This window comes from Mycobacterium sp. C31M (genome assembly GCF_053345865.1).
Map to the genome: position 1 here is coordinate 128,311 of NZ_JBKFAX010000002.1, position 23,907 is coordinate 152,217.

A 23,907-nucleotide genomic window follows, 5' to 3' on the forward strand; every position below is an offset into this window, starting at 1 on the left:
TTCCCGTCGAAGCGTGCCCGGTCATGGCGGTGGCAGTGGGGTCGGGGTCATGACGCCGGGCACCGGCGGCACGAACGGCTCTGCACCCGGAGGCAGCGCATCCGGTGCCGGCGGCGGCTGACCCGACGGCGGCGGGGCCGGCGGCAACCCCGGCCACAGCGGTGTTCCGTCATCGGCGTACAGATCGGCACCATAGGCCGGGGCACCCGGATAGGGCACCGGCCCGACCGCCGGGCCGCCGAACAGGTTGCGGATGCTGGGTGGCTCCGGCACACCACGGGTGACCGGGAAGTAGTTGGCCCAGCCGGGGAATCCGATGCCCGGGTTGGGCCGGACATCGACTCCCCTACCCCAGCCGGTGTCGGTCACCAGACCCCGCACGGGGAAGTTCTTCGAGGCATCCGGCAGCGACCCGCAGCCGGGTCGGCCGCCGGGTCCGCCCTTGGCGCCCACGACGGGCAGGTGGTTCGGGTAGGAGTACGGGTCGTTGCCGAGCAGGATCCCGATGTCGAACACCGCGGTACGCCCGTTGCCGCCGAACGCATCCCGATGCCCGTTGTCCAGCAGCCAGGTCGATCCGTTGAGCAGACAGGTGTAGGAGGGTTCGTACTTCATCAGCAGATCGGTGGTCGGCTTCAGCACGTTGACCGCCTCGATCAGGTTCTGCTGGTTCGGTGCGATCAGATCGACACCGGCCCGACCGAAGCCGATCAGGTTGAGCAGCAACGAATCCAGCTCCGATCGATGCGCCGTCAGGGTGGCACCGGTGGTGCTGCCGGCCTCCAGCACGGTCAGGATGTCCCCGGCTGCCGCTCCGTAGGTCTCGCTCAGCTCACCGAGGGCCTGCCAGTCACGTGCCATGGTGTCTGTGCGCGGGTTGATCTCGGCCAGTACCTCGTTGAACCCGGTGATGGCCTCACCCATCCGTTCACCCTGTCCGCGGAACCCCTCGGCGAGCGCGGCCAGGATCGAGTTGAGCTTGGCCGGGTCCACCATCTTGAGCACGTCGACCAGATTCTGGAACACCGTGTTCACCTCGGTGCTGACGTTGCGCGACGTCAGCACCGCGCCGGCCGCCAGATGCTGCGCGCTGGGATCGCTGGGAAAGATCAGGTCCACGTACTTGGCGCCGAACGCGGTGGTCGCCGTGATCTGTGCCTCGACATTGGCGGGGATGAGTCGGGCCTGATCCGGCTCGATCTCCAGATGCAACGAAACAGGCTGGGCGCCACCGGTGATGGCTCCGACCCGGCCGACCTGCACGCCGTTCATCTTCACCTTGGCGCCGGTCTCCATCACCAGGCCCGACCGATCCGAGGTCACCGTCACCGGGACGAAGGACCGGAATGTCCCGGCGAACAGCACCGAGGTGGTGAAGAAGAACACGGCGACGGCGACCACCAGGATCAGCGCCCACCATGCGGGGCGCAGGCTCCGGTCTGCGGAGGAGGATGCCATGGTTCAGCCCGCCAGGTGGAAATTGCCGGACTGGCCGTAGACGGCCAGCGAGATCATCACCACGACGACGGCCGCGACCACCAACGACGAGCGCACCGCTCGCCCGACCGCGTCGCCCACACCGGCGGGGCCGCCTGCGGCGGTGAATCCGTAATAGGTGTGGACCAGCATGATCACCACCGTGATGGCGATGGACTGGAAGAACGACCAGATGAGGTCGGTGGTGTTGAGGAATGTGTTGAAGTAGTGGTCGTACACACCCGATCCCTGGCCGTAGATGGCGGTGGTGCCGACCCGGGAAGCCAGGAAGGACATGATGACCGCGACGCAGTACAGCGGGATCACCACGATCACCCCGGCGACGACCCGTGTCGACGCGAGGTAGCTCACGCTGCGGATGCCGATGACCTCGAGGGCGTCGATCTCCTCGTTGATGCGCATCGCGCCGATCTGCGCCGTCGCACCGGCGCCGATGGTCGCCGACAGGGCGACTGCCGTGGTGCCGGGCGCGATGAGCCGGACGTTGAAGAATGCCGACGCGAATCCCGTCAACGCCTCGACGCCGACCGAAGCGAACTGGTTGTAACCCTGCACCGCAACCAGCGCGCCGGTGGTCATCGTCAGAAACCCGACGATGACCACGGTCCCGCCGACCACCGCCAGAGCCCCCGAACCTAGCCCCATCGTCGCGATCAACCGGATCAACTCGGTGCGGTAGTTCAATACCGCGTCACCGATGGACGCCAGCGTCCGGGCGTAGAACTGAGTCTGCACACCCAGCTGGTTCCAGGACTCGGCCATCTTGGCCAGTAGTCGCCCCACCCGCGGATATCGTTGTTGGACAGTACTGCTCACAGCGCACGCCTCACGTGATGGTGACTTTGATACCGACGGCCGTGGCGACGATGTTGATCGCGAACAGCGTCATGAAGGTGAAGACCACGGTCTCGTTGACGGCGTTGCCGACACCGGCCGGGCCACCGCCCACCGAGATGCCCTTGTAGCAGGCGATCAGGCCGGCAGCCATCCCGAACAGCCCGGCCTTGGTCAGCGCGAGCAACACATCAGCACCGGCGGTCAGCACGGTGAGGCCGGCGACGAAAGCGCCGGGCGGAACATGCTGGACGAAGACCGCGAACACGAAGCCGCCCGCCAGCCCGACCATGATGACCGTCGCCGCCAGGGCCAGGGCCACCGTCGTGGCCGCCAGCACCCGCGGAACCACCAGCGCCTGGATCGGATCGATACCCATCACACGCATCGCATCGAGCTCGTCACGGATGGTGCGGGCACCCAGATCGGCGCACATGGCGGTGGCGCCGGCTCCGGCCACCACCAGCACCGTGACGATCGGCCCGATCTGGCTGACGGTGCCGATGGCCGCTCCGGTCCCGGAGAAGTCCGCGGCCCCGAATTCGATCAGCAGGATGTTGAAGGTGAACACCAACAGCACCGTGTAGGGAATGGTCAGCATCAGCGCGGGCAGCAACGACACGCGGGCCACGAACCAGGTCTGGAACAGGTATTCACGCCACGCGAACGGAGTGGTGAACACTGCCACCAGGGTGTCCAGCGACATGGCGAAGAAACCACCCAGCGCGCCGACCGGTTTGGAGACGAGTCCGAGGGCAGTCATCTCCACCACCCCGGGAGCGCTCGCGCTACCCCGACGACCGGCAAACGGCAAAGGGGCTCGTCGCTACACGCCGGCCCGACCACCGCCCACCTCGACCCGGCGTTCCTCTGCCACCGGCCTTCGACATGACCGACAGCAAACGACGTTATGCCTTTGTCGAACAAGGACATAACGACGCTCGACCGGCCGGGTGTACGGCCCCGGCGCACCGGAGTCAGCACGGCCGCACCGGCCTGGTCCACAAGCATGAGCGGAATCTATGGCAAACGTCACCACAGCAACGGCTCCATCTGGGATGAGATGCGTCCCCCTAACGGGGTAACCACGTGACCCACGTCGCACCGACACTGTCGCGCCACCCTGATTCACCTTTTGAAGATCAAACGCCCAGTTCGATGTCGATGCATAATGAATCCCGACACACTAGGAGGTCGTCCCATCGTCATGGACACAACGGATGACGTCGCGGGCCACGTCCGGACGCGGGATCCGGAGCGAAAGAACCGGATCCTGGCTGCCGCCGCGGATCTCGTCGGCCGCAGGGGCTTTCATGGCGTCTCGATCGCCGATATCGGGGCCGCCGCGGGTATCACCGGATCCGGGGTCTATCGCCATTTCGACAGCAAATCGGCCATCCTGGTCGCGCTGTTCGACCGCGTCATCGACAACCTGCTCGACGACGAACGGCGGATACTGGAGACCACCACCGATCTTGCCGATGCCCTCAAACGCCTGATAGCCGGCCAGATCGAGTTCGTGGTCGGCGACCTTCACCTGGCGCAGGTGTACTACAACGAGATCAACAATCTACCCGAGGACGACCAGCGCCGACTTCGCCGCAAACAGCGTCTGTATCTGGAGGAGTGGGTACACCTCGTCGACGAGCTCCGGCCGGACCTGACCGACACCGACGCCCGCACCATCGTGCACGCCGCCATCGGGGCAGTGCAGTCCCCGCTGTTCCACAACAGCGGGCTGGCCGAGGATCGGCTGCGGACCCTGCTCACCGACGCTGCCCGCTCGATTCTCGGCGTCAGGGCGGACTGAGCGCGGCGACCGCAGAATGCACTCGGTCCCCCACGGCGCGAGGCCGTGGAGGACCGAGGGGCAATGCTCAAGCGACGGTGACGGGGCGGTCCGCATCGACGCGCAGTGGCCGGCCGGTGGCACCGACCGGCGCCGTCGGCAGGAACCGGCTCAGCCCGTACACCACGAAGGCGCATATCCCGATGGTGAGGATCGTCGCCGCCCAGATCAGCGCGCCGGTGGGTGCCGGCCGGTCCAGGTGCATGGCGATGATGACCGGCCAGCCGATACCGAAGTTGGCCGCGAAGAAGGTCATCGGGAAGACCACGAACAGGCTCAGCAGCCCCCATGCGGTCGACACCGTGCGCCAGACCAGCACCGCCACCACGGTGAACAGCACCACCTGCGTGCCCTCCAGGACGCCGATCACCACCGGATAGTTCCAGATGCGCAGCACGTAGGGCCCGTAGTAGGTGTAGACGTTGGTGCCGGTGCCGATCACCTCGAACAGACACGATGCGGCCACTTCCGCGCCCCACACGGCGAACAGGCCACGCCGGCCGAGACGGCCCTCGTAGATCCGCCGGCCGGCATACAGGCAAGCCATCGCGTACAGGATGATGTAGCCGCTGTGGGTCCAGATCGGCTGCACGACACCGAAAGCGGAGAAGTGCATGTAGCCCGCACCCGGCTCCCCGTTCTGGGCGTCGTAGAACCAGAGATCGAACGCCACGTCGTAGAGCGGCTCCGCGTACGCGGCAACACCGGCCGCGAGGATCGCGATCACGTAGAAGGGTGTGCGTTGCCTGCGCCCCATCTGGATCGCGATGACGAGCATCACGGCAACGATGCCCCAACTGAGCCAGGTGAATATGTTCTGCCACAGCAGATCCAGATCGTGCTGCATCACCTCGATCGGTGTGCGGCCCATCGCGTCCTCCTCAAACCTCTGACAATGCTCGAAACTCCTCCCCGGGACGGTATCCACCGTGTCGCGGATCACACACATCTCTGGGGGGTAATCCCATACCTCATCGGGGGTAGACATCGCCTGGACGACCTTCCCCGCCTGCCAAGCTGAACGGCATGTATGTCGATTGCAATATCGGGGGCGGACCGGACGGCACGACCGGCGGTGCGGTGGCCGAACTGATTTCACAGGTCGCCTCGGCCCGGCGGCTGGGATTCGACGGCGCCTGGTCCACCGAGGTCAATCGGGATCCATTCCTGCCGTTGGCCATTGCCGCCGCGCAGTCGACCGGACTACAGCTCGGTACGGCGGTCGCCGTCGCCTTCGCCCGCAGCCCGATGACCACCGCCGCCGTGGCCAACGATCTGCAATCGCTCAGCGGGGGCCGCTTCGTCCTCGGTCTGGGCTCGCAGATCCGTCCCCATATCGAGCGACGCTTCTCGATGCCGTGGTCCGACCCGGTCGGGCGCATGCGCGAGTACATCGCTGCGCTGCAGGCGATCTGGCACAGCTGGTCGACCGGTGCGAAGCTCGATTTTCGCGGCGAGCACTATCAGCACACCCTGATGACGCCGATGTTCGCACCCGAACCGCACCCCTACGGACCGCCGCCGATCCTGCTCGCCGCAGTGGGCCCGAAGATGACGTCGGTGGCCGCGGAGTCCGCCGACGGGCTGATCCTGCACAGCTTCACCAGCGCCCGCTATCTGCGCGAGGTCACCCTACCGATCGTCGAAGCCGGGCTGGCGACGTCGGACCGTCGGCGCGCGCAGTTCACGGTGTGCTACCCCGGTTTGGTCGCCACCGGGGGTACTGCGGAGGCGTTGACCGGCGCCGTCGAGAGCGTTCGCCGGCAGATCGCCTTCTACGGTTCGACCCCGGCCTACCGCGCCGTGTTGGACCTGCACGGGCTCGGCGATCTGCACGTCGAGTTGCATCGTCTCTCGAAGGCCGGCGAATGGGACACCATGACCGCCCTGATCGATGACACGGTGCTGGACACCCTAGCCGTCGTCGGTGAACCCATGGCGGCGGGCCGCGAACTGGTGGCCCGGTTCGGCGGGCTGATCGATCGTTTCACCCTGTCAACGCCGTATCCCCTCGACGACGCGGCGCGGGCCGGCGTCGTCGAGGGGATACGAAGCGTGGGTCAGGAACGCTCTGCGGCGGCCTTCTCCAGCAGGAACTGACCGACGTAGGTGCGGGTCTGGTCGGCGTTGAGCGGCTGGAACATCGAGGCCGCGGAATCCCGGTACAGGCGCTCGAAGATGCTGCCCTTCCGGAACGACGATCCGCCGGCCATGCTCATCGCGTGCCGCGACATGTGCAGCACGTTGTCGGCGACAAACGTCTTGGCCAGACCGAGGTACGGAAAGCGCAGTTCCGGTGCCCAGTCCTTGTCCTTGCCGGCGATGAGTTCGTTGCAGGTCTGGTAGAGCACCCGCCGGGACCACTCGTACCGCGATGCCATGTCGCCGATGCCGTCGATGATGTGCCCGACGTTCTTGACCTCGGTGTCGGCCGCCACGATGGCGCCGAAGGTGGCACCCAGGTGCTTCTTGGACAGCGATGCCACCGACTCCTCGAGGATGCGCTGCTGCATGCCCAGGTAGATGCTGGCGAACATCAACGATGCCCATTCCAGCGTGCCGAAGGCCCCCGACCGCCAGTGCGAGACGAAACCGTCCTCGGGCACGAAGTAGCCGTCGAACACGATGGTCTGGGTACCGGTGGCGTGCATGCCCAGGGCATTCCAGGTCTTCTCGATGCGGATGCCGTCACCAACGCCGTTTTCATCGACCTTGAAATCGCCGACGAACAGCTTCTCGGCGGCGACCCGCTCGTCGAATGTCTCGGGCAGGTTGCCCTCGGCATCGGTCTCGGTGGCATTGGTGGTGATGATGTCGGCGGCCTCGCACAAGGTGCCCCAAGTCTTCTTACCGTAGAGCTTCCAGCCACCGCCGGGCTGCGGGATCGCCTGCATATCGGCCAGGCCCGAGAAGCCGGCACGCTGCTCGGAGAACGGCCCGAATATCAACTCGCCGTCGGCAATTCTGCCCAGCCAGTACTTGGCCTGCTGCTCGTTCATCAGGCTACCGGCGATACCGACCATGATGTAGTGCATGTTGTAAGCCAGCGTGATCGCCGAATCACCGCGCGACAGCTCGGAAACAACCTTGGAGACGTGCAGGATGTTGCCGCCTGCGCCGCCGTACTCCTTCGGGATGGGCAGTGCGCCCAGACCCGACTTCTTGAACACCTCGATCGAGGGGTAGGCGAAGGTGTTCTCCTGGTCGTACTTCGGCCCGATCTCCTGGAAGAACTTCGAGACCTCCTGCGCCTTGGCGAAGTACGGTTCGAATTCCTCGTCGGTCATGTCTTGATTCAGCATTTGGCGCTCCCTGTCGTACGTGCTTGTCTGCTGCCATCCGATGCTGCATCCCGGACCCTTGACCCCACACCCCTCACAGGGGGGAACTCGGTCCGGCATCGGGGTAGACCGCCGGACGACGCGATACCCGACAGACTGCGGCCATCGCCCCGATGTCCCCCCGACGGACAGTCCGTTTCCTCCCGCCGGTAGTCGTCTCGGCCGAAGCCGCTCAATAGCGTCGGTGATGTCGTGCATCACACTGCGAGGAGGACCATCCGATGAGCCACACATTCGCCGTCAAGTGGTTGAAGGCGTTCCGCGAAAGCCCCGAAGCCGTCGTCGCGCTCTATGCCGACGGCTTCCTGTTCGAGGATCCGATTCTGGGCCAGTCGATCACCTCACGCGAGGAACTGCTGCGGGTGTTCGCCCCGTATGCCAACGCCGACACCAACAACGGCATCGGTATCAACAACTTCCGTATCGACGAAGTCGTGGGCGACGAGAAGGCAGCCATCTATCGGTGGACCTGGCAGGCTCCCACCGCCGCCGCGTTCGTCGGTGTGCCCACCAACGGGCTGGTGCCCGGGGCGCGCGGTATCACCTTCCACATCTACGACGAGAACGGCCTCATCAAGCGCGAAGCGAGCTTCTGGGATGTCTCCAGCGCGGTGAGCGAACTCGGCCTGCCCGTCGACCCGAGCGCCGTCGCCAAGCTGCCGGCGCTGGTCTGAAAGGAACCACAATGACTTTGAACACGACTCTGAACACCTCCCTGGCCAAGGACCACGCCGCACGCTGGGCTGCCGCGTTGACCACCGATACCGCCGCCGCGGTGGCGCTCTACGCCGACGACCTGGTCTACGACGATCACGGCGATGCCGACCATGTCCTGGACACCGCCATCACCAAGGCCGAGCTCGAGCCGCGGCTGGCTCCATTCGCCAACACCGACACCACCAACGGCGCCGGCAAGCACACCATCGTGGCCACCGAGGCGTTCCAGTTGGCCGGCGTGGGTGGTCATCCCGCAGTGGTGATCCTGTGGGACTGGACCGGCGAAGGCTTGACCACGTTCCGGGGTGTGCCCACCGAGGGCCGAACCCTGAGCACCCGGGTGATCACCTGGCATCAGCTCGACGGCGAGGGCAAGATCGCCCGCGAGACCACCTACTGGAACGACACTCCAGTGCTCCAGGAACTGGGTCTGCCCATCATCACCCCCGAATACTGGGTCGAGGGCTTCGATCCCGCATCGTTGGCTGGATAAGTGGTGGAACACGACAAAACCGGCGCCTGGGGCGTCCTGCCCGATGTCCTGGACCGCGCCTGCAGCTACTACGCGGACCGGATCGCCATCGAGGACGCGAGTTCCGGCGCCCGCATCACCTATCGTGAACTCGGTGTGTGGCGCAACCAGATTGCCCATGCACTCATCGCCGCCGGCGTGCAGAAGGGCGACCGGGTCGGCCTACTGATGCCGAACTGCCTGGAGTTCATCCCGATTCAGCAGGCCATCTGGGCCGCCGGCGCGGTGCTGGTACAGATGCCGACCCGCGCGGCGGCCGATGGATTGCAGTCGAACCTGGCCCAGACCGATGCCACCACCCTGATCTATCACGCCTCATTCGAGCCGGTCGTCGCGTCGTTCCGGGACCAGCTGCCCAAGCTGCAGACCGTGATCCGGGTGGGCAGCGCGGCGCAGGCCGAGGTGGATGCACTGGACTTCACGGAGCTCACCAACGGGCAGCCGATCGATCGCCCCGTGGTCGACATCGACGAACACGACGAGGCCTATGTCCTGTTCACCTCGGGCAGCACCGGTGATCCCAAGGGCGTGGTGAACTCGCATTTCACCTGGAGCTACTACGCCATCTCGGCGGGCCTGGAGATCGGCGACACCCGATTCGGCGAGGTGTTCGCCCACGGAGCTCCGCTGACGCACTTCACCCAGATCTTCGTGCTACCGACCTTCGTGCGCGGCGGCACCAATGTCATGTTGCCGGGACTGGAGATCGAAAGCCTGCTCACCAATTTCGAGAGGTACAGGGTGACCGCGGCCGCGGTGGTGCCGACGATCATCTATCTGCTGATCGATCATCCCAAGCGCCGGGACTTTGATCTGAGCACGCTGCAGACACTGGTCTACGCGGGATCGCCGATCGCCCCGGAGCGGCTCCGTCAGGCCCTGGAGATCTTCGGACCGATCTTCATCCAGACCTATGCCGGCACCGAGCCGGGATACGTTGCGTGCCTGCGCAAGGACGAGCACGTACAGGGCGCCGGCGAATCGGCCGAAGCCTGGGGACAGCGACTTGCCGCGGCAGGCCGCCCGATGTTCCAGGTCGAGGTCACCATCCAGGACGACGAAGACAAGGTGCTGGGCGTCGGCGAGGTCGGCGAGATCTGCTCGCGCCAGCTCGGCCAGATGCTGGGCTACCTCGACCCGTCCCGCAACAGCGAGGCGCTGCGGGACGGCTGGGTGCACACCGGCGATATCGGGCACCTCGACGAAGACGGTTACCTCTACATCGTCGACCGTAAGAAGGATCTGGTCGTCAGCGGTGGTTTCAACGTGTTCCCTCGGCAGGTGGAGGACGCGCTGGCCACCCATCCGGCGGTATCCCAGTCGGCGGTCATCGGTATCCCGCACGAGAAGTGGGGCGAGGCGGTGCTGGCCGTGGTGGTCACCCGCGCGGGGGAGATCACCGGGTCCGAGCTGGAGTACGAGCTCATCAGCCACGTCAAGGCCAAGCTCGGCAGCGTCTGTGCACCCAAGTCCGTTCTATTCACCGATGCGCTGCCGTTGAACCCGGCGGGCAAGGTCGACAAGAAGGCCATCCGTAAACCGTATTGGCTCGGCCGAACCCGCCAGGTCGGCTGAGAGAGGATTGACATGACACCGCATTACCCGATGTACATCGACGGCAAGTGGGTCGACACCGAGGACTCCTACGAGATCCGCAGTCCGGCAACCGAAGAACTGGTTGCCACCGTCGCCAAGGGCGACACCGGACATGTCGATGCCGCGGTGGCCGCCGCCAAAGCCGCCTTCGCCGAAGGTGTCTGGCGCTCCATCGCCCCTGCCGAACGCGCGACGCTGATCGAGGCGGTGGCCGGCCGGTTGGCCGCCCGTGCCGATGAGCTGGCCGCCCTGCAGACCCGCGAGAACGGGGCGACCATCCGTATCACGGGTGCGCTGCACGTCGGCCTGTCGGTCGGTCAGTTGCAGTACCTGGCCGCCATCGCCAAACAGTACGAGTGGGAAACCCCTGGCCCGGCAATCGAACCGGTGGCCGCGGACGGCATCGTCGTCCGCGAGCCGCTCGGCGTGGTCGCGGCGATCGTGCCGTGGAACATCCCGCTGCTGACCACGGTGTGGAAGATCGCGCCGGCACTGGTGGCCGGGAACTCGGTGGTTCTCAAACCGGATGAGCATGCCCCCCTGCTGGCGCTGGAGCTGGCACGGGAGTTCGACGCCGTGGGCCTGCCGCCCGGGGTACTCAACGTGATCACCGGCGACGGCGAGCCGGTCGGTGCACACCTGGCCGGCCACGCGGACGTCCGCAAGGTCGCCTTCACCGGATCCACGGCCGTGGGCAAGTCCATCCTGCGCCAGTCGGCGGACACCGTCCGGCGGGTGACACTCGAGCTCGGCGGCAAGGGCGCCAACATCATCCTCGACGACGCCGATATCGATATGGCGGTCGACGGCGCCCTGTACGCATGCATGGCCAACAACGGCCAGGCCTGCGAGGCGGGCACCCGGCTGCTGATCCCCGCCACCCGGCGTGACGAGATCATCTCCAAGCTGGTCGCGCGGGCCGCCACCCTGCGCGTCGGCGACCCGCTCGACCCGGCCACCCATGTCGGGCCGATCATCTCGGCGGGACAGCGCGACCGGGTCCTGGACTACTTCCGGATTGCGACGGAGCAGGGCGCCACCGTGGCGCTCGGCGGAGCGTCGCCGGCGGGTGCGGGCTTCGACAAGGGCAACTGGATCGAGCCGACCATCGTCGTCGACGTCACCAATGACATGCGGATCGCCCGCGAAGAGGTGTTCGGCCCGGTGCTGGTGGTGCTCACCTATGACACCGACGACGAGGCCGTCGCCATCGCCAACGATTCCAATTACGGTCTGTCCGCCGGAGTTTGGGGCAGTGAGGCACGGGCCACCGGCCTGGCCCGCCGGATCGAGGCCGGCATGGTGTGGGTCAACAATTGGCACATCATCCACCCGGCGTACCCGTTCGGTGGGTACAAGGAGAGCGGTCTGGGCCGCGAGGGCGGCCCCGACGCCATCGACGAGTACGTCGAGGAGAAGTTCATCGCGGTGGACCGCTCCGGTGGGATCGAGAACAAGGCCTTCGCCATCGTGATCGACCCGGCCTGAGCGAACTCACCGACAACTTCCCGCACGCCCGGTACATCATCTCCCGCCATCCCGGGCGTGCGGGACCCACCACCACTCAATTTTCGAGGAATGCCATGACGGACACAGACATTGCGCCACACCGGCAGTTGTTGCTCGGCGTCGTCGACGCCGGCGGAGTCCGGCAGTTCAACGACGCCGGCCGGGTTCGACCGAACAGTCCGGCAGACCCGATCCGGGTGCGGGCGGCGGATCTGCGCAGCCTGTCGAGTCAGGTGGCGGCCATCCGGGCCCACTCCCCCACTGCCGGGATCGTCGTCGATATCGACGTCATGATCGCCCACGACGCGGCCGCGGCGCGGGCAGCACTGGCCCGCCGGGGCGGTCATGATGGCCGGACCCTGCTCTATGTCGGTACGCCGATCGGTCTGGCGGGGTTGATCGCCGATATCCACGCCCTGGGCCTCGCGGACGGAGCGGTGCTCCAACCGCTCGACGACGGCGTGCCCGATCTGATCCGCGACGCGGTGCTGCCCGAACTACGCACGATGACCGCGGCATGACCGTCACCGCCGACGAATACCGCGCCGCATTGCGGCGCCACCCGGCGGGCGTCGCCGTCATCACCCTCAACTCGGCCACCGGTCCGGTGGGATTCACCGCGACATCGTTCGCCTCGCTGTCGCTGGACCCACCGCTGGTATCGTTCAACATCACCCACACCTCGTCGAGCCTGGCCGCGGTGCACGCCGCCGACAGCGTGATCGTGCACCTCATCGGCGCCCACCAACTGGACGTGGCCCGACGCTTCTCGCGCAGCGCCGAACAGCGGTTCGCTGACGAATCCCTGTGGACGACAGCAGAATCCGGAGAACCGCTGTTGCGGGATACGCCGACCTGGCTGCGCACCACACTGCGCGAGCTGATCCCGGCCGGCGATTCGACACTGGTCATCGCCGAGGTCACCCGGGTGCACTGCGCTACTCCCGCCACCGCGCCGCTGCTCTACCACGACGGGTCGTTCGCCGGTATCGCCACGGTGTAGGCGCCCGCGGCGAGCAGCCGACTGGTGGTGCGGTCGCCGGCCGCACCTCAGCCGGCGACCGCCTTCGAGTTCAGTTCCTGCATGTCCCAGTAGTCGCGATAGCTGGCGATCTTCCCGTCAGAATCGAGCTCGAGCACTCCCGCCACCGGAATCGACACGATGACATTGCCGTCCGCGTCGATGATGTCATCCACCCGCTCTGTCCAGACCACATTCCCCGCCTGGGCGATCCGAGTGAAGACCACCTTCACGGTGTCGAGGTGGAAACCGGCCCGGAACTGTTCGAGCAGGGCAATTGCCTCGGCCGCGCCGCGCGTCTCCGGAACCCCCGGGGCCGCGAGCCAGGGTGCGTCCGCGGCGAAGGTTTCCCGGAATGCGGCGCACATCTCGGCATAGCTGGTGTTCCAGCGTCCAAAGAAGTTCTGCACGGTGGCGATGTGATTAATGGGTGACACTCCCGATTCGTGGATACCGCAGTTCGAGCGAACCTCGTGTGGTGGCGAGCCGTCGCGAGGAGACGTTGCTCACACCAGCACAGTAAGCCCGGCCCAGCGGCCCAGAGTCCTCCGCAATGGTGAAATCACTCCCCCGCGGGAGGGTTTCGTCTTGGCGCGCAACAGATTGCGCGAGCCTTCAGTACGCCCGTAGCGCCCAGGCGATGGCCTGTGCGCGATTGACCGCGCCGTACTTGCGCAGGATGTGCTTGACGTGGGATTTCACTGTGCCCTCGGTGATCACCAACCGATCGGCGATCTCGTGGTTGCTGGCTCCGGTGACCATCAGCTCGAAGACCTCGGTCTCCCTTTCGGTCAGTTCCACCTGGCCGGGGCCGCCCGGAATGGTCACCTCCGGCTGTTCCTCATGGGATCGGGTCATGTCCATACCCGATTCACACAGTTCGTCGAGGCGGTCCACGGCGCCGAAGAACAGTTCCCTGATGCCGTCCCGCTGTTCGCGCAACTGCTCCATCAGCACGGTGCGCTCGTAGATATGGCTGAACCCGTCGGCGAAGGCCCACAACACATCCCGGTCACCCTCGTCGACCCGGCGCGGCCGCGGATGGTGGTCGGTGTGCAGGAAGCCGATCACGTCGTTACCGTGCACCAGCGGGGCCACCACATAGGACAGCGACTGCCCGGCCTGCACGATCAACGGCCGATACACCGGCGCATCGGCGGTGTCGTGAATCAGGGCCGGCCGCCGTCGGCGCAGCGCCAGCGCCTCTGGAGTGGTCGAGGTCAGCGGTACGGTCTGGTTGATCCAGTCACTGAACCACGACCGGGCCGACGGTTCGGACCGGTCGAGCAGGATCAGCGGCTTCCAGCCACCGTTGCCCACGGTGGACAGCACGGCTCGATGAAATCCACACCGCAACACCAGTTCGTCACAGGCGCTGTCGATCAGCGCCGCCGAACTCGGCATCGACCGCAGCCTGGCCAGCCCGGTGGCACAGTCCGCCAACCGCTGGCTGCGCATGGCCGTCTCGAACAGGTACCAGTCCAGGGCCAGGCCCTGCGATCCCAGCACCAGGTCGCAAAGGTCCTGTGTGGTCGCGGTTTCGGTGCTGGGCGTGCGATGCAATCCGTCCACACAGGCGTGCGAGAGTTCGGCTATCAACTCGCCGCTGCGCACCGAGGCGTCGGTGCCGATCTGCGGCAGGTCGGGCCTGCACAGCACGGCGGCGGCCTTCTCTCGCAGCAGGATCAACCGCTGCAGGAGTTCACACTCCTTGGACCACCATTCGGTCTTGGGTCGCCCGCCGCCGGCAGAACGCGTGGTCTCCCCGGCCATCAGCACACTCATCGCGGCCGCCGTTCTTCGCTTCGGTTCTCCCGTAGGTAACAGGCGATCGCCGCCGCACGATTACCCGCACCCAACTTGTGCAGGATGTGTTTGACATGTGATTTGACGGTGCTCTCGGCCACGGTCAGTTGATCGGCCAGTTGCGCATTGGTGGCGCCACTGGCCAGTAGCGCCAGTACCTCACGCTCGCGTCCGGTCAGCCGGGACAATCTGGAGGACTCTCGCGGCTCGCCGCCGCGATCCCGGGGCGCCGGGACCGCGTCGCGGAAACCGCCCACGGCCGACACCGCCATCCGGCTCTCCAGGCCCGTGGTCGCCGGCACGGCCTCGGCCAGATCAACGGCCGCCGCACAGGCCTGCGCGACCTGCCTGCGCTGTTCTTCAAGGCGCTGCAGCAATCCCGCCCGCTCATACGCCAACCCCACCCCCTCGGCGAACACCCGGAGCAGATCACGGTCCAGCGCGCTCAACGCACGGTCGCCAGCCATCACGTCGGCGTGCAACAGCCCGACGACGGAGGCGGAGGCCAGCACGGGCGCCACCACGTATTCCCGGCTCCCGGTGCTCTCGATGAGCGGCCGATAGGTGCGCGGTTCGTTCTGGGCGTCCTGCACGAGCGCGGGCAACCTCCGACGCACCACCTCGGCCTCGACCAACGGTGACGCCAACGGAATGCGCAACTCCCCGAGCCGTTGTCGGGACACCGTGGCGGGCCTGCCGCCGTCCGCCCGCAGCAGTTGTTCGGGGCACCACGTCGACCCACGCACCGTCGACATCAGCACCCGGTCGAACAGACCCACCGCGCAGAGCTCCCACGGCGCGATGTCGAGCACCTCCTCGGGCGTGTTCGCGCTGCGCACCCGGGCCAGCGCCTCGAGCAGTCCCGACAACGCATCCGAGATGCGATCACCGCTGAACACCGAGGCCCGTCGATGTTCGACACCCATCCGTTCCAGCTCCGCCGCGATCGCGTCCAAGTCCGCGGCGAGCGGAGCCGGCGCTGTCAACTCGGTACCGATGCGCGTGCCCCTCTCTGGAGCGAGCCGATGCGGTTCGCAATTTACTTACACCACCCATCTTTGGTGACGCGTATCACTTTGTCAAACCTCCATGCGATCGATTCCACCGCTTCTGACATGCGATGCATGTCAGAGCCGCGACGCCCGGAATTGACAGGGTCGGTCAGCCTTTAGTTATTATGAATTCACTAACTCCCCCCATACCTCGTGAGGTGGATCGTGCAGCCCAGAAAAGCCCTGTGGCCCGGCCGCTTGACCCTGCCCGCCATTGCCGCCCCGATGACCAGCGTGTCGGGGCCCGAACTGGTCACTGCCGCCTGCCGGGCGGGCGTGATCGGCGCCTTTCCCACCCACAACGCGCCGAGCACCGCGGATCTGCACACCTGGTTGCACACGATCGCCACCGAGTTGGCGTCCGCGGATTCACCTACCGCGCCGATGGCACCCAACCTGGTCGTGCACCGCTCCAACACCAGGCTGGACGCCGACCTGGACTGCCTGCTCGAGCACCGGCCCGAATTGGTGATCACCAGCGTGGGATCGCCGGCCCCCGCCGTGGCGAAACTGCACGCAGTGGGCACCGCGGTCTATGCCGATGTCGCCAGCCTGCAGCATGCCTGGCGGGCACTCGACGCCGGCGCCGACGGGTTGATCCTGCTGACCGCGGGCGCCGGCGGCCAGACCGGCTGGGCCAACCCGTTCGCGTTCGTGCGCGCGGTACGCGAACGGTATGAGGGGCCGGTCGTATTGGCCGGCGGCATCAGCGACGGCACCGCGATCCTGGCCGCCCAGGCGCTCGGCGTCGATCTGACCTATCTGGGCACCCGTTTCATCGCCACCCATCAGAGCGCCGCGTCCGACGGCTACCGGCACGCGCTGGTGCAGTCCACGCTCGACGACGTCCGGCTGTCCGACCGGGTGGGCGGCATCCCGGCCAGCCTGCTGGCCTGCTGGCTCGAGGAGCAGCAGGTCGGCGCCGAGTTGGCGGGGTTCTCCCAGGATCAGCTGTTGGACAACCGCACGGCCTGGAGTGCCGGGCACAGCGTGTCCGGCATCGCCGCGATCACCGATGTGGCAGATCTGGTCGCGGACCTCGTCGCGCAGTACCACGCTGCGCGGAACTCACTACGTGAATTAGTGATCGATGGCTAGCTTCGCAGCGGCACTGGGCTCCGTCCTCCGTACGTATCCCTCCCGTCACCAGTTGGAGGTGTTTGTCGGCCTACCCCTTGGAATCCGCACTTACACAATTAGTGTATGGGCATTCACTTTTCACCTCAAAGGATATCGATGCCAGCCCTGACTTCGGAGGTTGACACCACCTCCTCGACGTTCCTCGGCAACCACGAGATTCAGTCTGCCGCCGTCGCTGCCCTCAACGACCAGTTGGCGCTCGTCGCCGCCGGTGGCGGTGACCGCTACGTGCAGCGCCACCATGCGCGCGGCAAACTTCTCGCCCGCGAGCGGATCGAACTGCTCATCGACCGTGACGCACCCTTCATGGAGCTCTCACCGCTGGCGGCCTGGGGCACCGAATTCAATGTCGGCGCCGCGATCGTCACCGGTGTGGGCGTCATCAGCGGTGTCGAGTGCATGATCATCGCGCACGACCCCACCGTCCGGGGCGGCACGATGAACCCGTACACGCTACGAAAGAACCTGCGCGCGTTGGAGATCGCCCGCGTCAATCGGCTCCCGGTGATGTATCTCGTGGAATCCGGCGGCGCCGATCTGCCCACCCAGTCGGAGCTGTTCGTGCACGCCGGCCGCATCTTCCGCGACCTGACCGAACTCTCCTCGATGGGCATCCCCACCATCTCCCTCGTCTTCGGCAACTCCACCGCGGGTGGCGCCTACGTACCGGGCATGTGCGATTACGCCGTGTTGGTGGACAAGGGCGCCAAGGTGTTCCTGGGCGGTCCGCCGCTGGTGAAGATGGCCACCGGTGAGGACGCCGACGACGAATCACTCGGCGGTGCGGACATGCACACCCGGGTATCGGGTCTCGGCGACTACTTCGCGGTCGACGAGGTCGATGCCATCCGCATCGGCCGCGATATCGTCGCGCACCTCAACTGGCGCAAGCTGGGCCCCGGTCCGACCCAGCCCGCCGACGAACCGCTCTACGACAGTGAGGAACTGCTCGGCATCGCCTCCGGTGACTCGCGGGTGCCGTTCGACCCCCGCGAGGTCATCGCGCGCATCGTCGACGGCTCCCGGTTCTCCGAGTACAAGCCGCGCTACGGCACCAGCCTGGCCACCGGTTGGGCCACCATCCACGGCTTCCCGGTCGGTATCCTGACCAACACCCGCGGTGTGCTGTTCAGCGAGGAGTCCAAGAAGGCCACCGAGTTCATCCTGTTGGCCAACCAGACCGACACGCCGTTGATCTTCCTGCAGAGCGTCACCGGCTTCATGGTCGGCGCCGAATACGAGCAGGGCGGCATCATCAAGGACGGCGCCAAGATGATCAACGCCGTCACCAACAGCACCGTCCCGCACATCACCATCAACATGGGCGGCTCCTTCGGCGCCGGCAATTACGGCATGTCCGGTCGCGCCTACGATCCCCGCTTCATGTTCAGCTGGGTGAACGCCAAGCTCGCCGTGATGGGTGCCGCCCAGTTGGCCGGCGTGCTGTCCATCGTCGGCAAGGCGGCCGCCGAGGCTGCCGGGCGCGAATTCGACCATGAGGCCGACGCCGTGCGCACCGCGCAGATCGAAGAACAGATCGAGAAGGAATCGCACTCCTTCTTCGTCTCCGCGCGCATCTACGACGACGGCGTCATCGACCCTCGCGATACCCGCTCGGTGCTCGGAATGGCCCTTTCCGCAGCACATTCCAATGTCGTCTCCGGCCGCCGCGGTTTCGGCGTATTCAGGATGTGAGGAACGTGACAGACACTCTGCCCATCAGGAAGCTGCTCATCGCCAACCGCGGTGAGATCGCATCGCGGGTCATCCGCACCGCACGCGAGATGGACATCGCCACCGTCGCGCTGTACTCGGATGCCGACCGGTTCGCGCCCTACGTCACCGAGGCCGACGAATCGGTTCACCTGCCCGGTACCGCACCCGCGGACACCTATCTGCGGGCCGATCTGGTGCTGCGCGCCGCCATCGACACCGGCGCCGACGCCATCCATCCCGGCTACGGATTCCTTTCCGAGAACGCTGATTTCGCACGGTCCTGCGCGGCCGCCGGCATCATCTTCGTCGGCCCCAGCCCGGAGGCCATCGCGGCGATGGGCTCGAAGATCGCGGCCAAGGAGATGATGTCGGCCGCCGGTGTGCCGGTGCTGCCCGGCGTCACCGTGGCTGCGGAGACCGACGGTGTCGATCCCGTTCTGCTGGACCGGGCCGCCACCGAGATCGGCTTCCCGATCCTGGTGAAAGCCGCTTTCGGCGGCGGCGGGCGGGGCATGCGCATCGTGCGCGATGTCAGCGGTCTGGCCGAAGCGGTCTCCGGCGCCCGCCGTGAGGCGGCCTCGGCATTCGGTGACGGCACCGTCTTCCTGGAGAAGTTCGTCGAATCCCCGCGCCACATCGAGGTACAGATCTTCGGTGACAGCCACGGCACCGTGGTGCACCTGGGCGAACGCGAATGCTCGATCCAGCGTCGCTACCAGAAGATCATCGAAGAAGCGCCCTCCACCGTCGTCGACGAGGCGCTGCGCGGCGAACTCGGACGGGCGGCCGTGGCCGCCGGACAGGCACTCGCCTACGAGGGTGCCGGCACCGTCGAATTCGTGATGGCCCCCGACGGGGCGTTCTACTTCCTGGAGGTCAACACCCGACTGCAGGTCGAACACCCGGTCACCGAACTGGTCACCGGCGTCGACCTGGTCGCCGCCCAGCTGCAGGTGGCCGCCGGGGCCGAACTGCCCGCCGAGCTGCGCGACACGACGCCCAACGGGCACGCCGTCGAGGTCCGGCTGTACGCCGAAGACGTTGCCGCCGGGTTCATCCCCGTCTCGGGCACCCTGTCGACCCTCGAGTTCCCCGATCTCGCCGGGGTGCGCATCGACGCCGGCTTCACCTCCGGCTCGACGGTCAGCACCTTCTACGACCCGATGCTGGCCAAGGTCATCGGCTACGGCCGCACCCGCGACGAGGCGTGCGCCCGGGTGGCCCGGGCACTGCTGGAGACCCGCATCCACGGGGTCCGCACCAACCGCGACCTGCTGATCGGCATCCTGCGTGAACCCGAGTTCCGCGCCGGGGCCATCGACACCGGCTATCTGGATCGCCACCTGCCGGTCAGCCTGATCCGGTCCACCGGCACCGCCGACCGCACCCACGCAGTGGTGGCGGCCATCGCGGCGCAGGCCGGGCGGCGCCAGGAAACGGCCATCCTGCCCGGGCTGCCCTCGGGCTGGCGCACGCTGTCCAGTCAACCGCAGACCGCGAGCTTCACCGTCGGCGAGGACACCATCGACGTCAGCTACAAGTTCCTGCGTGGCCGGTTCACCGCCGAGGTCGGCGACTGGAAACCGGCACTGCACATCCTGGGTTCCAGTTCCACCCTGGTCGACGCGGTGATCGACGGTGTTCGTCGCCAATATCACGTGAACCACACCGGCACAACGCATTACGTGGACAGCTCACTGGGATCCAGTGCACTCGACGAGGTCGAGCGCTTTCCGGACCCGAGCGCCGCCCAGGAGGCCGGTTCGCTGCTGGCCCCGATGCCCGGCGCGGTGGTGCGCATCGAGGTCATCGAGGGCACCGCGGTCACCGCAGGCACGCCCATCGTGGTGCTGGAGGCCATGAAGATGGAGCACACCGTGCGGGCACCCGCCGACGGCGTGGTGGCCTCGATATCGGTGTCCGCCGGTGAACAGGTCGAGTCCGGTCAGGTGCTGGCGGTGGTGCAGGACAGCGAAGACGGAGCCGGCTCATGACCGTGAGCTACGAGGTACACAACGGCATCGCCTGGCTGACCATCGATCGCCCGGAGGCCCGCAACAGCCTCAACAAGGCGGTTCGGGACGGCCTGTTCGCCGGGGTGCGCCGGTTCAACGGCGACGACGCGGCCAAGGTCCTGGTGCTGACCGGCGCCGGCGACAAGGCCTTCTGCGCCGGCGGTGACCTCAAGGAGATGTCGGCCAACCAATTGACCGTTCCGCCCGTCGATTTCGTCCCCCAGTTCGGGCGCAACATCACCGTGGACAAACCCACCATCGCCGCGGTCAACGGGGTGGCCTTCGCCGGCGGGTTCCTGCTGGCCCAGACCTGCGATCTGTGTATCGCCGCCACCACCGCCCAGTTCGGCATCACCGAGGTCAAGGTCGGCCGCGGATCACCGTGGGCAGCACCGCTACCGCTGATGATCCCGCGACGTGTCGCGATGGAGCTCACCCTCACCGGCGCCCCGCTGTCCGCACAACGGGCCTATGAGATCGGTTTCGTCAACCGGCTCGCCGAACCGGCGGAGTTGCGTGCGGTCACCCAGGCCTTCGCCGAACAGATCGCCGCGAACGCACCGCTGTCGGTGGCCGCCGGTAAGAAGACGGTGGCACTGACCGCCGAACACCCGCTCAGCGAGGCCTTCGATCGTGCCGAAACACTCTGGGAACCCGTATATCTGAGTGCAGACGCGCAAGAGGGCATGGCGGCGTTCCGGGACAAGCGCAAGCCGCTGTGGCAAGGAGCATGATGGCACTGGACTTCCCCGCCCTGCTGGCGGACCTGCGGACCGATTCCGACCAGCTGTTGGCCCACCTCTCGAAACTGCCCGCCGAGAGGTGGCAGGCAGCCACTCCCGCGCAGTCCTGGAGCATCCAGGACCAGGTGTCGCATCTGGCCTACTTCGACGGCGCCGCGTTGCTGGCCCTGACCGACCCGACCGGCCTGCGTACCACCGCCGACGAGTTGATGGCCGCAGGAATGGATTTCCCGGATCGCCTTGCCGTGCAGTACCGCACCATGGCTCCCGCGGACCTGCTGGATTGGTTCGCCGACATTCGGCGCGACCTGCTGGCCGCCTTCTCCGACGAAGATCCCAAGCGCCGGGTGCCCTGGTTCGGACCCGATATGAGTGTCGCCTCGTCGGCAACCGCTCGCCTGATGGAAACCTGGGCGCACGGTCGCGACGTCTACGACACCATCGCGGTCTGCCCGGCCGCCAGTGGCGGGCTGCGCAGCATCGCCCACCTCGGTGTGGTCACCTTCGCGTTCTCCCACCTGCATCACGGACTGGAGGTCCCCGAGGCCCCCGTCCATGTGGCACTGACCTCCCCGACCGGTGAACTGTGGACCTGGGGACCGGCCGGTGCCGAGAACCGGATCAGCGGAACGGCCGAGGATTTTGTGCTGGTGGTCACCCAGCGCCGGCACTGGTCGGAGACCGGCCTCACGGTGGTCGGTGAGGTGGCGACCGGTTGGCTGGACATCGCCCAGGCGTTCGCCGGGGCGCCCAGCCGCCGCCTGCCCTCGAAGGTGCAGGCATGAAGCCCCCGGTACGCATCGGCAACGCGTCGGCGTTCTACGGCGACCGGCTCGCCGCCATGCGCGAGCTGATCGACAACGCCGAAATCGACGTCATCACCGGTGATTACCTCGCCGAGCTCACCATGCTCATCCTGTGGAAGGCCAAGAAGAAGAACCCCGAGGCCGGATACGCGCACACGTTCCTCACCCAGTTCGCCCAGGTCGTCACCGACTGCGCAACACGCGGGATCAAGGTTGTCGTCAACGCCGGCGGGCTCAACCCGGCCGGTTGCGCCGACCGGGTCCGCGCCATCGCCGCCGAGGCAGGTGTGACGCTCGAGGTCGCGTACGTCGAAGGTGACGACATCCTGGCCGAGGTGCCCGCACTGTTGGCTTCCGGGGTGCCGTTCACCCACCTGGATACCGGTGTCGAGCTCAAAAGCGCCGCAGTACAGCCGGTGTCGGCGAACGCCTACCTGGGTGGCTGGGGTATCGCCTCGGCGCTGTCGCGCGGTGCCGATGTCGTGGTCACCGGCCGGGTCACCGATGCCGCGCTGGTCGTCGGCGTCGGTGCGTGGTGGCACGACTGGCACCGCACCGACTACGACGCGCTGGCGGGTGCGGTGGCCGCAGGCCACATCGTCGAATGCGGACCGCAGGCCTGCGGCGGCAACTACTCGCAGCTGGGCGAGGTGATCGACCGTCGCTACCCGGGCTCCCCGATCGTCGAGTTGAACGGTGACGGCAGCTTCGTCATCACCAAGACCGCGAACACCGGTGGTGTGGTCTCCCCGGGTACCGTCACCGCGCAGCTGCTCTACGAGGTGGCCGGGCCGGCGTATGCCAACCCCGATGTGGTGGCCCATTTCGACACCATGTCGGTCACCCAGGAGGCCCCGGACCGGGTACTGGTCGCGGGCACCACCGGGTCGGCCCCGCCGGACACACTCAAGGTCGCCATGAACTACATCGGCGGCTACCGCAACACCATGACCATGGCCATCACCGGTCTGGACATCCAGGAGAAGGCCGACTGGGCGACCGATCAGCTGCTCGAGATCCTCGGTGGCCGAGACCGATTCGATGCCCTGGACATCGAGCTGTTGCGCTACGACAAGGAAGACCCGGCCAGCATGGCCGAGGCCACCGCACATCTGCGGGTGTCGGTCAAGGATCGCGACCGCGGCAAGGTCGACCGGGCGTTCTCCAACGCCGTGATCGAGCTCTACGTCGCCGGCTACGCGGGTTTCTACACCACCACGCCGCCGTCGGCGGCCACCGAATTCGGCATCTACTGGCCGACTCTGGTGCCCGCGTCGGCCGTCGAACACGTCGTGGTGCATGCCGACGGCTCCCGGGAGATCATCGTGCACCCGGACGCCGCGCCGCTGGCGTCCATGGCCGTCCCGACACCGTCCGACGAGCCGCCGGTGGACCTGGGCCCGGTCACCAGACGCCCGCTCGGCTCGGTGGTGGCGGCCCGTTCCGGCGACAAGGGCGGCAACGCCAACATCGGTGTCTGGACCGATACCGACGAGCGCTGGCGCTGGCTGCAATCCCACCTGACCGTCGAACGCTTCACCGAACTGGTCCCCGAGGTGGCCGGTTTCACGGTGCGCCGCTACGTCTTCGACAACCTGCGGGCACTGAACTTCGTCGTGGTGGGCTTCCTCGGCGAAGGGGTGGCATCCTGCACCCGGCCCGACGCGCAGGCCAAGTCGTTCGGTGAGTACGTGCGTATCCTGCACACCGACATCCCGGACACGTTGGTCTAG

22 protein-coding genes are annotated in these 23,907 nt (G+C 66.8%); 14 read left to right on the top strand and 8 right to left on the bottom strand.

Annotated features, from left to right (window positions below):
* Positions 1-21 precede the first annotated feature (21 nt).
* The 3 genes from ACLBYA_RS03100 to ACLBYA_RS03110 all read right to left on the bottom strand — a co-directional run bounded on the left by ACLBYA_RS03100 (position 22) and on the right by ACLBYA_RS03110 (position 3,094).
* Positions 22-1,458, bottom strand: coding sequence for an MCE family protein (locus tag ACLBYA_RS03100; protein WP_447707902.1), 1,437 nt, complete (start codon positions 1,456-1,458; stop codon positions 22-24).
* Positions 1,459-1,461: 3 nt separating this feature from the next.
* On the bottom strand, positions 1,462-2,259 hold the full coding sequence (locus ACLBYA_RS03105; RefSeq protein WP_447708219.1) for an ABC transporter permease: 798 nt from the start codon (positions 2,257-2,259) through the stop codon (positions 1,462-1,464).
* A 64-nt stretch (positions 2,260-2,323) separates the two neighbouring features.
* Positions 2,324-3,094, bottom strand: a complete 771-nt coding sequence (locus tag ACLBYA_RS03110; protein ID WP_447707903.1) for an MlaE family ABC transporter permease — start codon at positions 3,092-3,094, stop codon at positions 2,324-2,326.
* 444 nt (positions 3,095-3,538) lie between these two features.
* On the opposite strand from ACLBYA_RS03110, the gene ACLBYA_RS03115 reads away from it, so the two are divergent.
* A complete protein-coding gene (locus ACLBYA_RS03115) occupies positions 3,539-4,141 on the top strand; it encodes a TetR/AcrR family transcriptional regulator (RefSeq protein WP_447707904.1) in 603 nt (200 codons plus the stop codon).
* A 67-nt stretch (positions 4,142-4,208) separates the two neighbouring features.
* Here ACLBYA_RS03115 and ACLBYA_RS03120 read toward each other — a convergent pair whose 3' ends face one another.
* Positions 4,209-5,051, bottom strand: a complete 843-nt coding sequence (locus tag ACLBYA_RS03120) for a hypothetical protein (protein ID WP_447707905.1) — start codon at positions 5,049-5,051, stop codon at positions 4,209-4,211.
* A 155-nt stretch (positions 5,052-5,206) separates the two neighbouring features.
* On the opposite strand from ACLBYA_RS03120, the gene ACLBYA_RS03125 reads away from it, so the two are divergent.
* The gene (locus ACLBYA_RS03125) at positions 5,207-6,280 is read left to right on the top strand and encodes a TIGR03617 family F420-dependent LLM class oxidoreductase (protein WP_447707906.1); all 1,074 of its coding nucleotides are present in this window, start codon (positions 5,207-5,209) and stop codon (positions 6,278-6,280) included.
* Here the strand turns inward: ACLBYA_RS03125 and ACLBYA_RS03130 are convergent.
* A complete protein-coding gene (locus ACLBYA_RS03130; RefSeq protein ID WP_447707907.1) occupies positions 6,241-7,482 on the bottom strand; it encodes an acyl-CoA dehydrogenase family protein in 1,242 nt (413 codons plus the stop codon). The two genes, ACLBYA_RS03125 and ACLBYA_RS03130, sit on opposite strands and share 40 nt — an antisense overlap.
* Before the next feature lie 260 nt (positions 7,483-7,742).
* Here ACLBYA_RS03130 and ACLBYA_RS03135 point away from each other — a divergent pair, with 260 nt between their 5' ends.
* The 6 genes from ACLBYA_RS03135 (at position 7,743) to ACLBYA_RS03160 (ending at position 12,878) form a co-directional block, all read left to right on the top strand.
* On the top strand, positions 7,743-8,195 hold the full coding sequence (locus ACLBYA_RS03135; RefSeq protein WP_447707908.1) for a ketosteroid isomerase-related protein: 453 nt from the start codon (positions 7,743-7,745) through the stop codon (positions 8,193-8,195).
* 11 nt (positions 8,196-8,206) lie between these two features.
* Positions 8,207-8,731, top strand: coding sequence for a ketosteroid isomerase-related protein (locus ACLBYA_RS03140; RefSeq protein WP_447707909.1), 525 nt, complete (start codon positions 8,207-8,209; stop codon positions 8,729-8,731).
* A 3-nt stretch (positions 8,732-8,734) separates the two neighbouring features.
* Complete coding sequence (locus tag ACLBYA_RS03145; RefSeq protein WP_447707910.1) at positions 8,735-10,345, top strand: AMP-binding protein; 1,611 nt, start codon at positions 8,735-8,737, stop codon at positions 10,343-10,345.
* Between the two features lie 12 nt (positions 10,346-10,357).
* A complete protein-coding gene (locus ACLBYA_RS03150; RefSeq protein WP_447707911.1) occupies positions 10,358-11,854 on the top strand; it encodes an aldehyde dehydrogenase family protein in 1,497 nt (498 codons plus the stop codon).
* Between the two features lie 95 nt (positions 11,855-11,949).
* Positions 11,950-12,396: a hypothetical protein gene (locus tag ACLBYA_RS03155; protein ID WP_447707912.1), complete on the top strand. Its 447-nt coding sequence runs from the start codon at positions 11,950-11,952 to the stop codon at positions 12,394-12,396.
* Entirely contained in the window at positions 12,393-12,878 is a 486-nt protein-coding gene (locus ACLBYA_RS03160; RefSeq protein ID WP_447707913.1) for a flavin reductase family protein, read from the top strand. The genes ACLBYA_RS03155 and ACLBYA_RS03160 overlap by 4 nt, the downstream gene beginning before the upstream one ends.
* 47 nt (positions 12,879-12,925) lie before the next feature.
* Here ACLBYA_RS03160 and ACLBYA_RS03165 read toward each other — a convergent pair whose 3' ends face one another.
* The 3 genes from ACLBYA_RS03165 to ACLBYA_RS03175 form a co-directional block, all read right to left on the bottom strand.
* Entirely contained in the window at positions 12,926-13,333 is a 408-nt protein-coding gene (locus ACLBYA_RS03165; protein WP_447707914.1) for a limonene-1,2-epoxide hydrolase family protein, read from the bottom strand.
* 178 nt (positions 13,334-13,511) lie between these two features.
* Complete coding sequence (locus ACLBYA_RS03170) at positions 13,512-14,681, bottom strand: LuxR C-terminal-related transcriptional regulator (RefSeq protein WP_447707915.1); 1,170 nt, start codon at positions 14,679-14,681, stop codon at positions 13,512-13,514.
* Positions 14,678-15,688 carry a LuxR C-terminal-related transcriptional regulator gene (locus tag ACLBYA_RS03175; protein WP_447707916.1) on the bottom strand — a complete coding sequence of 337 codons (1,011 nt, stop codon included), beginning with the start codon at positions 15,686-15,688 and terminating at the stop codon, positions 14,678-14,680. Before ACLBYA_RS03175 ends, ACLBYA_RS03170 begins: the two co-directional genes overlap by 4 nt.
* A gap of 231 nt (positions 15,689-15,919) precedes the next feature.
* Between ACLBYA_RS03175 and ACLBYA_RS03180 the strand changes: the two genes are divergently transcribed.
* The 6 genes from ACLBYA_RS03180 to ACLBYA_RS03205 all read left to right on the top strand — a co-directional run bounded on the left by ACLBYA_RS03180 (position 15,920) and on the right by ACLBYA_RS03205 (position 23,907).
* Positions 15,920-16,852: an NAD(P)H-dependent flavin oxidoreductase gene (locus ACLBYA_RS03180; protein ID WP_447707917.1), complete on the top strand. Its 933-nt coding sequence runs from the start codon at positions 15,920-15,922 to the stop codon at positions 16,850-16,852.
* 138 nt (positions 16,853-16,990) lie between these two features.
* On the top strand, positions 16,991-18,589 hold the full coding sequence (locus tag ACLBYA_RS03185; RefSeq protein ID WP_447707918.1) for an acyl-CoA carboxylase subunit beta: 1,599 nt from the start codon (positions 16,991-16,993) through the stop codon (positions 18,587-18,589).
* The gene (locus ACLBYA_RS03190; RefSeq protein ID WP_447707919.1) at positions 18,586-20,604 is read left to right on the top strand and encodes an ATP-binding protein; all 2,019 of its coding nucleotides are present in this window, start codon (positions 18,586-18,588) and stop codon (positions 20,602-20,604) included. Before ACLBYA_RS03185 ends, ACLBYA_RS03190 begins: the two co-directional genes overlap by 4 nt.
* Complete coding sequence (locus ACLBYA_RS03195; protein ID WP_447707920.1) at positions 20,601-21,359, top strand: enoyl-CoA hydratase/isomerase family protein; 759 nt, start codon at positions 20,601-20,603, stop codon at positions 21,357-21,359. The genes ACLBYA_RS03190 and ACLBYA_RS03195 overlap by 4 nt, the downstream gene beginning before the upstream one ends.
* Positions 21,359-22,153, top strand: a complete 795-nt coding sequence (locus ACLBYA_RS03200) for a TIGR03084 family metal-binding protein (RefSeq protein ID WP_447707921.1) — start codon at positions 21,359-21,361, stop codon at positions 22,151-22,153. The genes ACLBYA_RS03195 and ACLBYA_RS03200 overlap by 1 nt, the downstream gene beginning before the upstream one ends.
* A complete protein-coding gene (locus ACLBYA_RS03205; protein WP_447707922.1) occupies positions 22,150-23,907 on the top strand; it encodes an acyclic terpene utilization AtuA family protein in 1,758 nt (585 codons plus the stop codon). The genes ACLBYA_RS03200 and ACLBYA_RS03205 overlap by 4 nt, the downstream gene beginning before the upstream one ends.

Excerpts from the sequence above, each read along its gene's own strand:
- ACLBYA_RS03205 (WP_447707922.1), top strand. The coding sequence starts at position 22,150 with ATGAAGCCCCCGGTACGCATCGGCAACGCGTCGGCGTTCTACGGCGAC.
- ACLBYA_RS03110 (WP_447707903.1), bottom strand. The coding sequence starts at position 3,094 with ATGACTGCCCTCGGACTCGTCTCCAAACCGGTCGGCGCGCTGGGTGGT.
- ACLBYA_RS03130 (WP_447707907.1), bottom strand. The coding sequence starts at position 7,482 with ATGCTGAATCAAGACATGACCGACGAGGAATTCGAACCGTACTTCGCC.
- ACLBYA_RS03155 (WP_447707912.1), top strand. The coding sequence starts at position 11,950 with ATGACGGACACAGACATTGCGCCACACCGGCAGTTGTTGCTCGGCGTC.
- ACLBYA_RS03120 (WP_447707905.1), bottom strand. The coding sequence starts at position 5,051 with ATGGGCCGCACACCGATCGAGGTGATGCAGCACGATCTGGATCTGCTG.
- ACLBYA_RS03135 (WP_447707908.1), top strand. The coding sequence starts at position 7,743 with ATGAGCCACACATTCGCCGTCAAGTGGTTGAAGGCGTTCCGCGAAAGC.
- ACLBYA_RS03140 (WP_447707909.1), top strand. The coding sequence starts at position 8,207 with ATGACTTTGAACACGACTCTGAACACCTCCCTGGCCAAGGACCACGCC.
- ACLBYA_RS03115 (WP_447707904.1), top strand. The coding sequence starts at position 3,539 with ATGGACACAACGGATGACGTCGCGGGCCACGTCCGGACGCGGGATCCG.
- ACLBYA_RS03200 (WP_447707921.1), top strand. The coding sequence starts at position 21,359 with ATGGCACTGGACTTCCCCGCCCTGCTGGCGGACCTGCGGACCGATTCC.
- ACLBYA_RS03100 (WP_447707902.1), bottom strand. The coding sequence starts at position 1,458 with ATGGCATCCTCCTCCGCAGACCGGAGCCTGCGCCCCGCATGGTGGGCG.
- ACLBYA_RS03170 (WP_447707915.1), bottom strand. The coding sequence starts at position 14,681 with ATGAGTGTGCTGATGGCCGGGGAGACCACGCGTTCTGCCGGCGGCGGG.
- ACLBYA_RS03185 (WP_447707918.1), top strand. The coding sequence starts at position 16,991 with ATGCCAGCCCTGACTTCGGAGGTTGACACCACCTCCTCGACGTTCCTC.
- ACLBYA_RS03160 (WP_447707913.1), top strand. The coding sequence starts at position 12,393 with ATGACCGTCACCGCCGACGAATACCGCGCCGCATTGCGGCGCCACCCG.
- ACLBYA_RS03150 (WP_447707911.1), top strand. The coding sequence starts at position 10,358 with ATGACACCGCATTACCCGATGTACATCGACGGCAAGTGGGTCGACACC.
- ACLBYA_RS03105 (WP_447708219.1), bottom strand. The coding sequence starts at position 2,259 with ATGGCCGAGTCCTGGAACCAGCTGGGTGTGCAGACTCAGTTCTACGCC.
- ACLBYA_RS03125 (WP_447707906.1), top strand. The coding sequence starts at position 5,207 with ATGTATGTCGATTGCAATATCGGGGGCGGACCGGACGGCACGACCGGC.
- ACLBYA_RS03195 (WP_447707920.1), top strand. The coding sequence starts at position 20,601 with ATGACCGTGAGCTACGAGGTACACAACGGCATCGCCTGGCTGACCATC.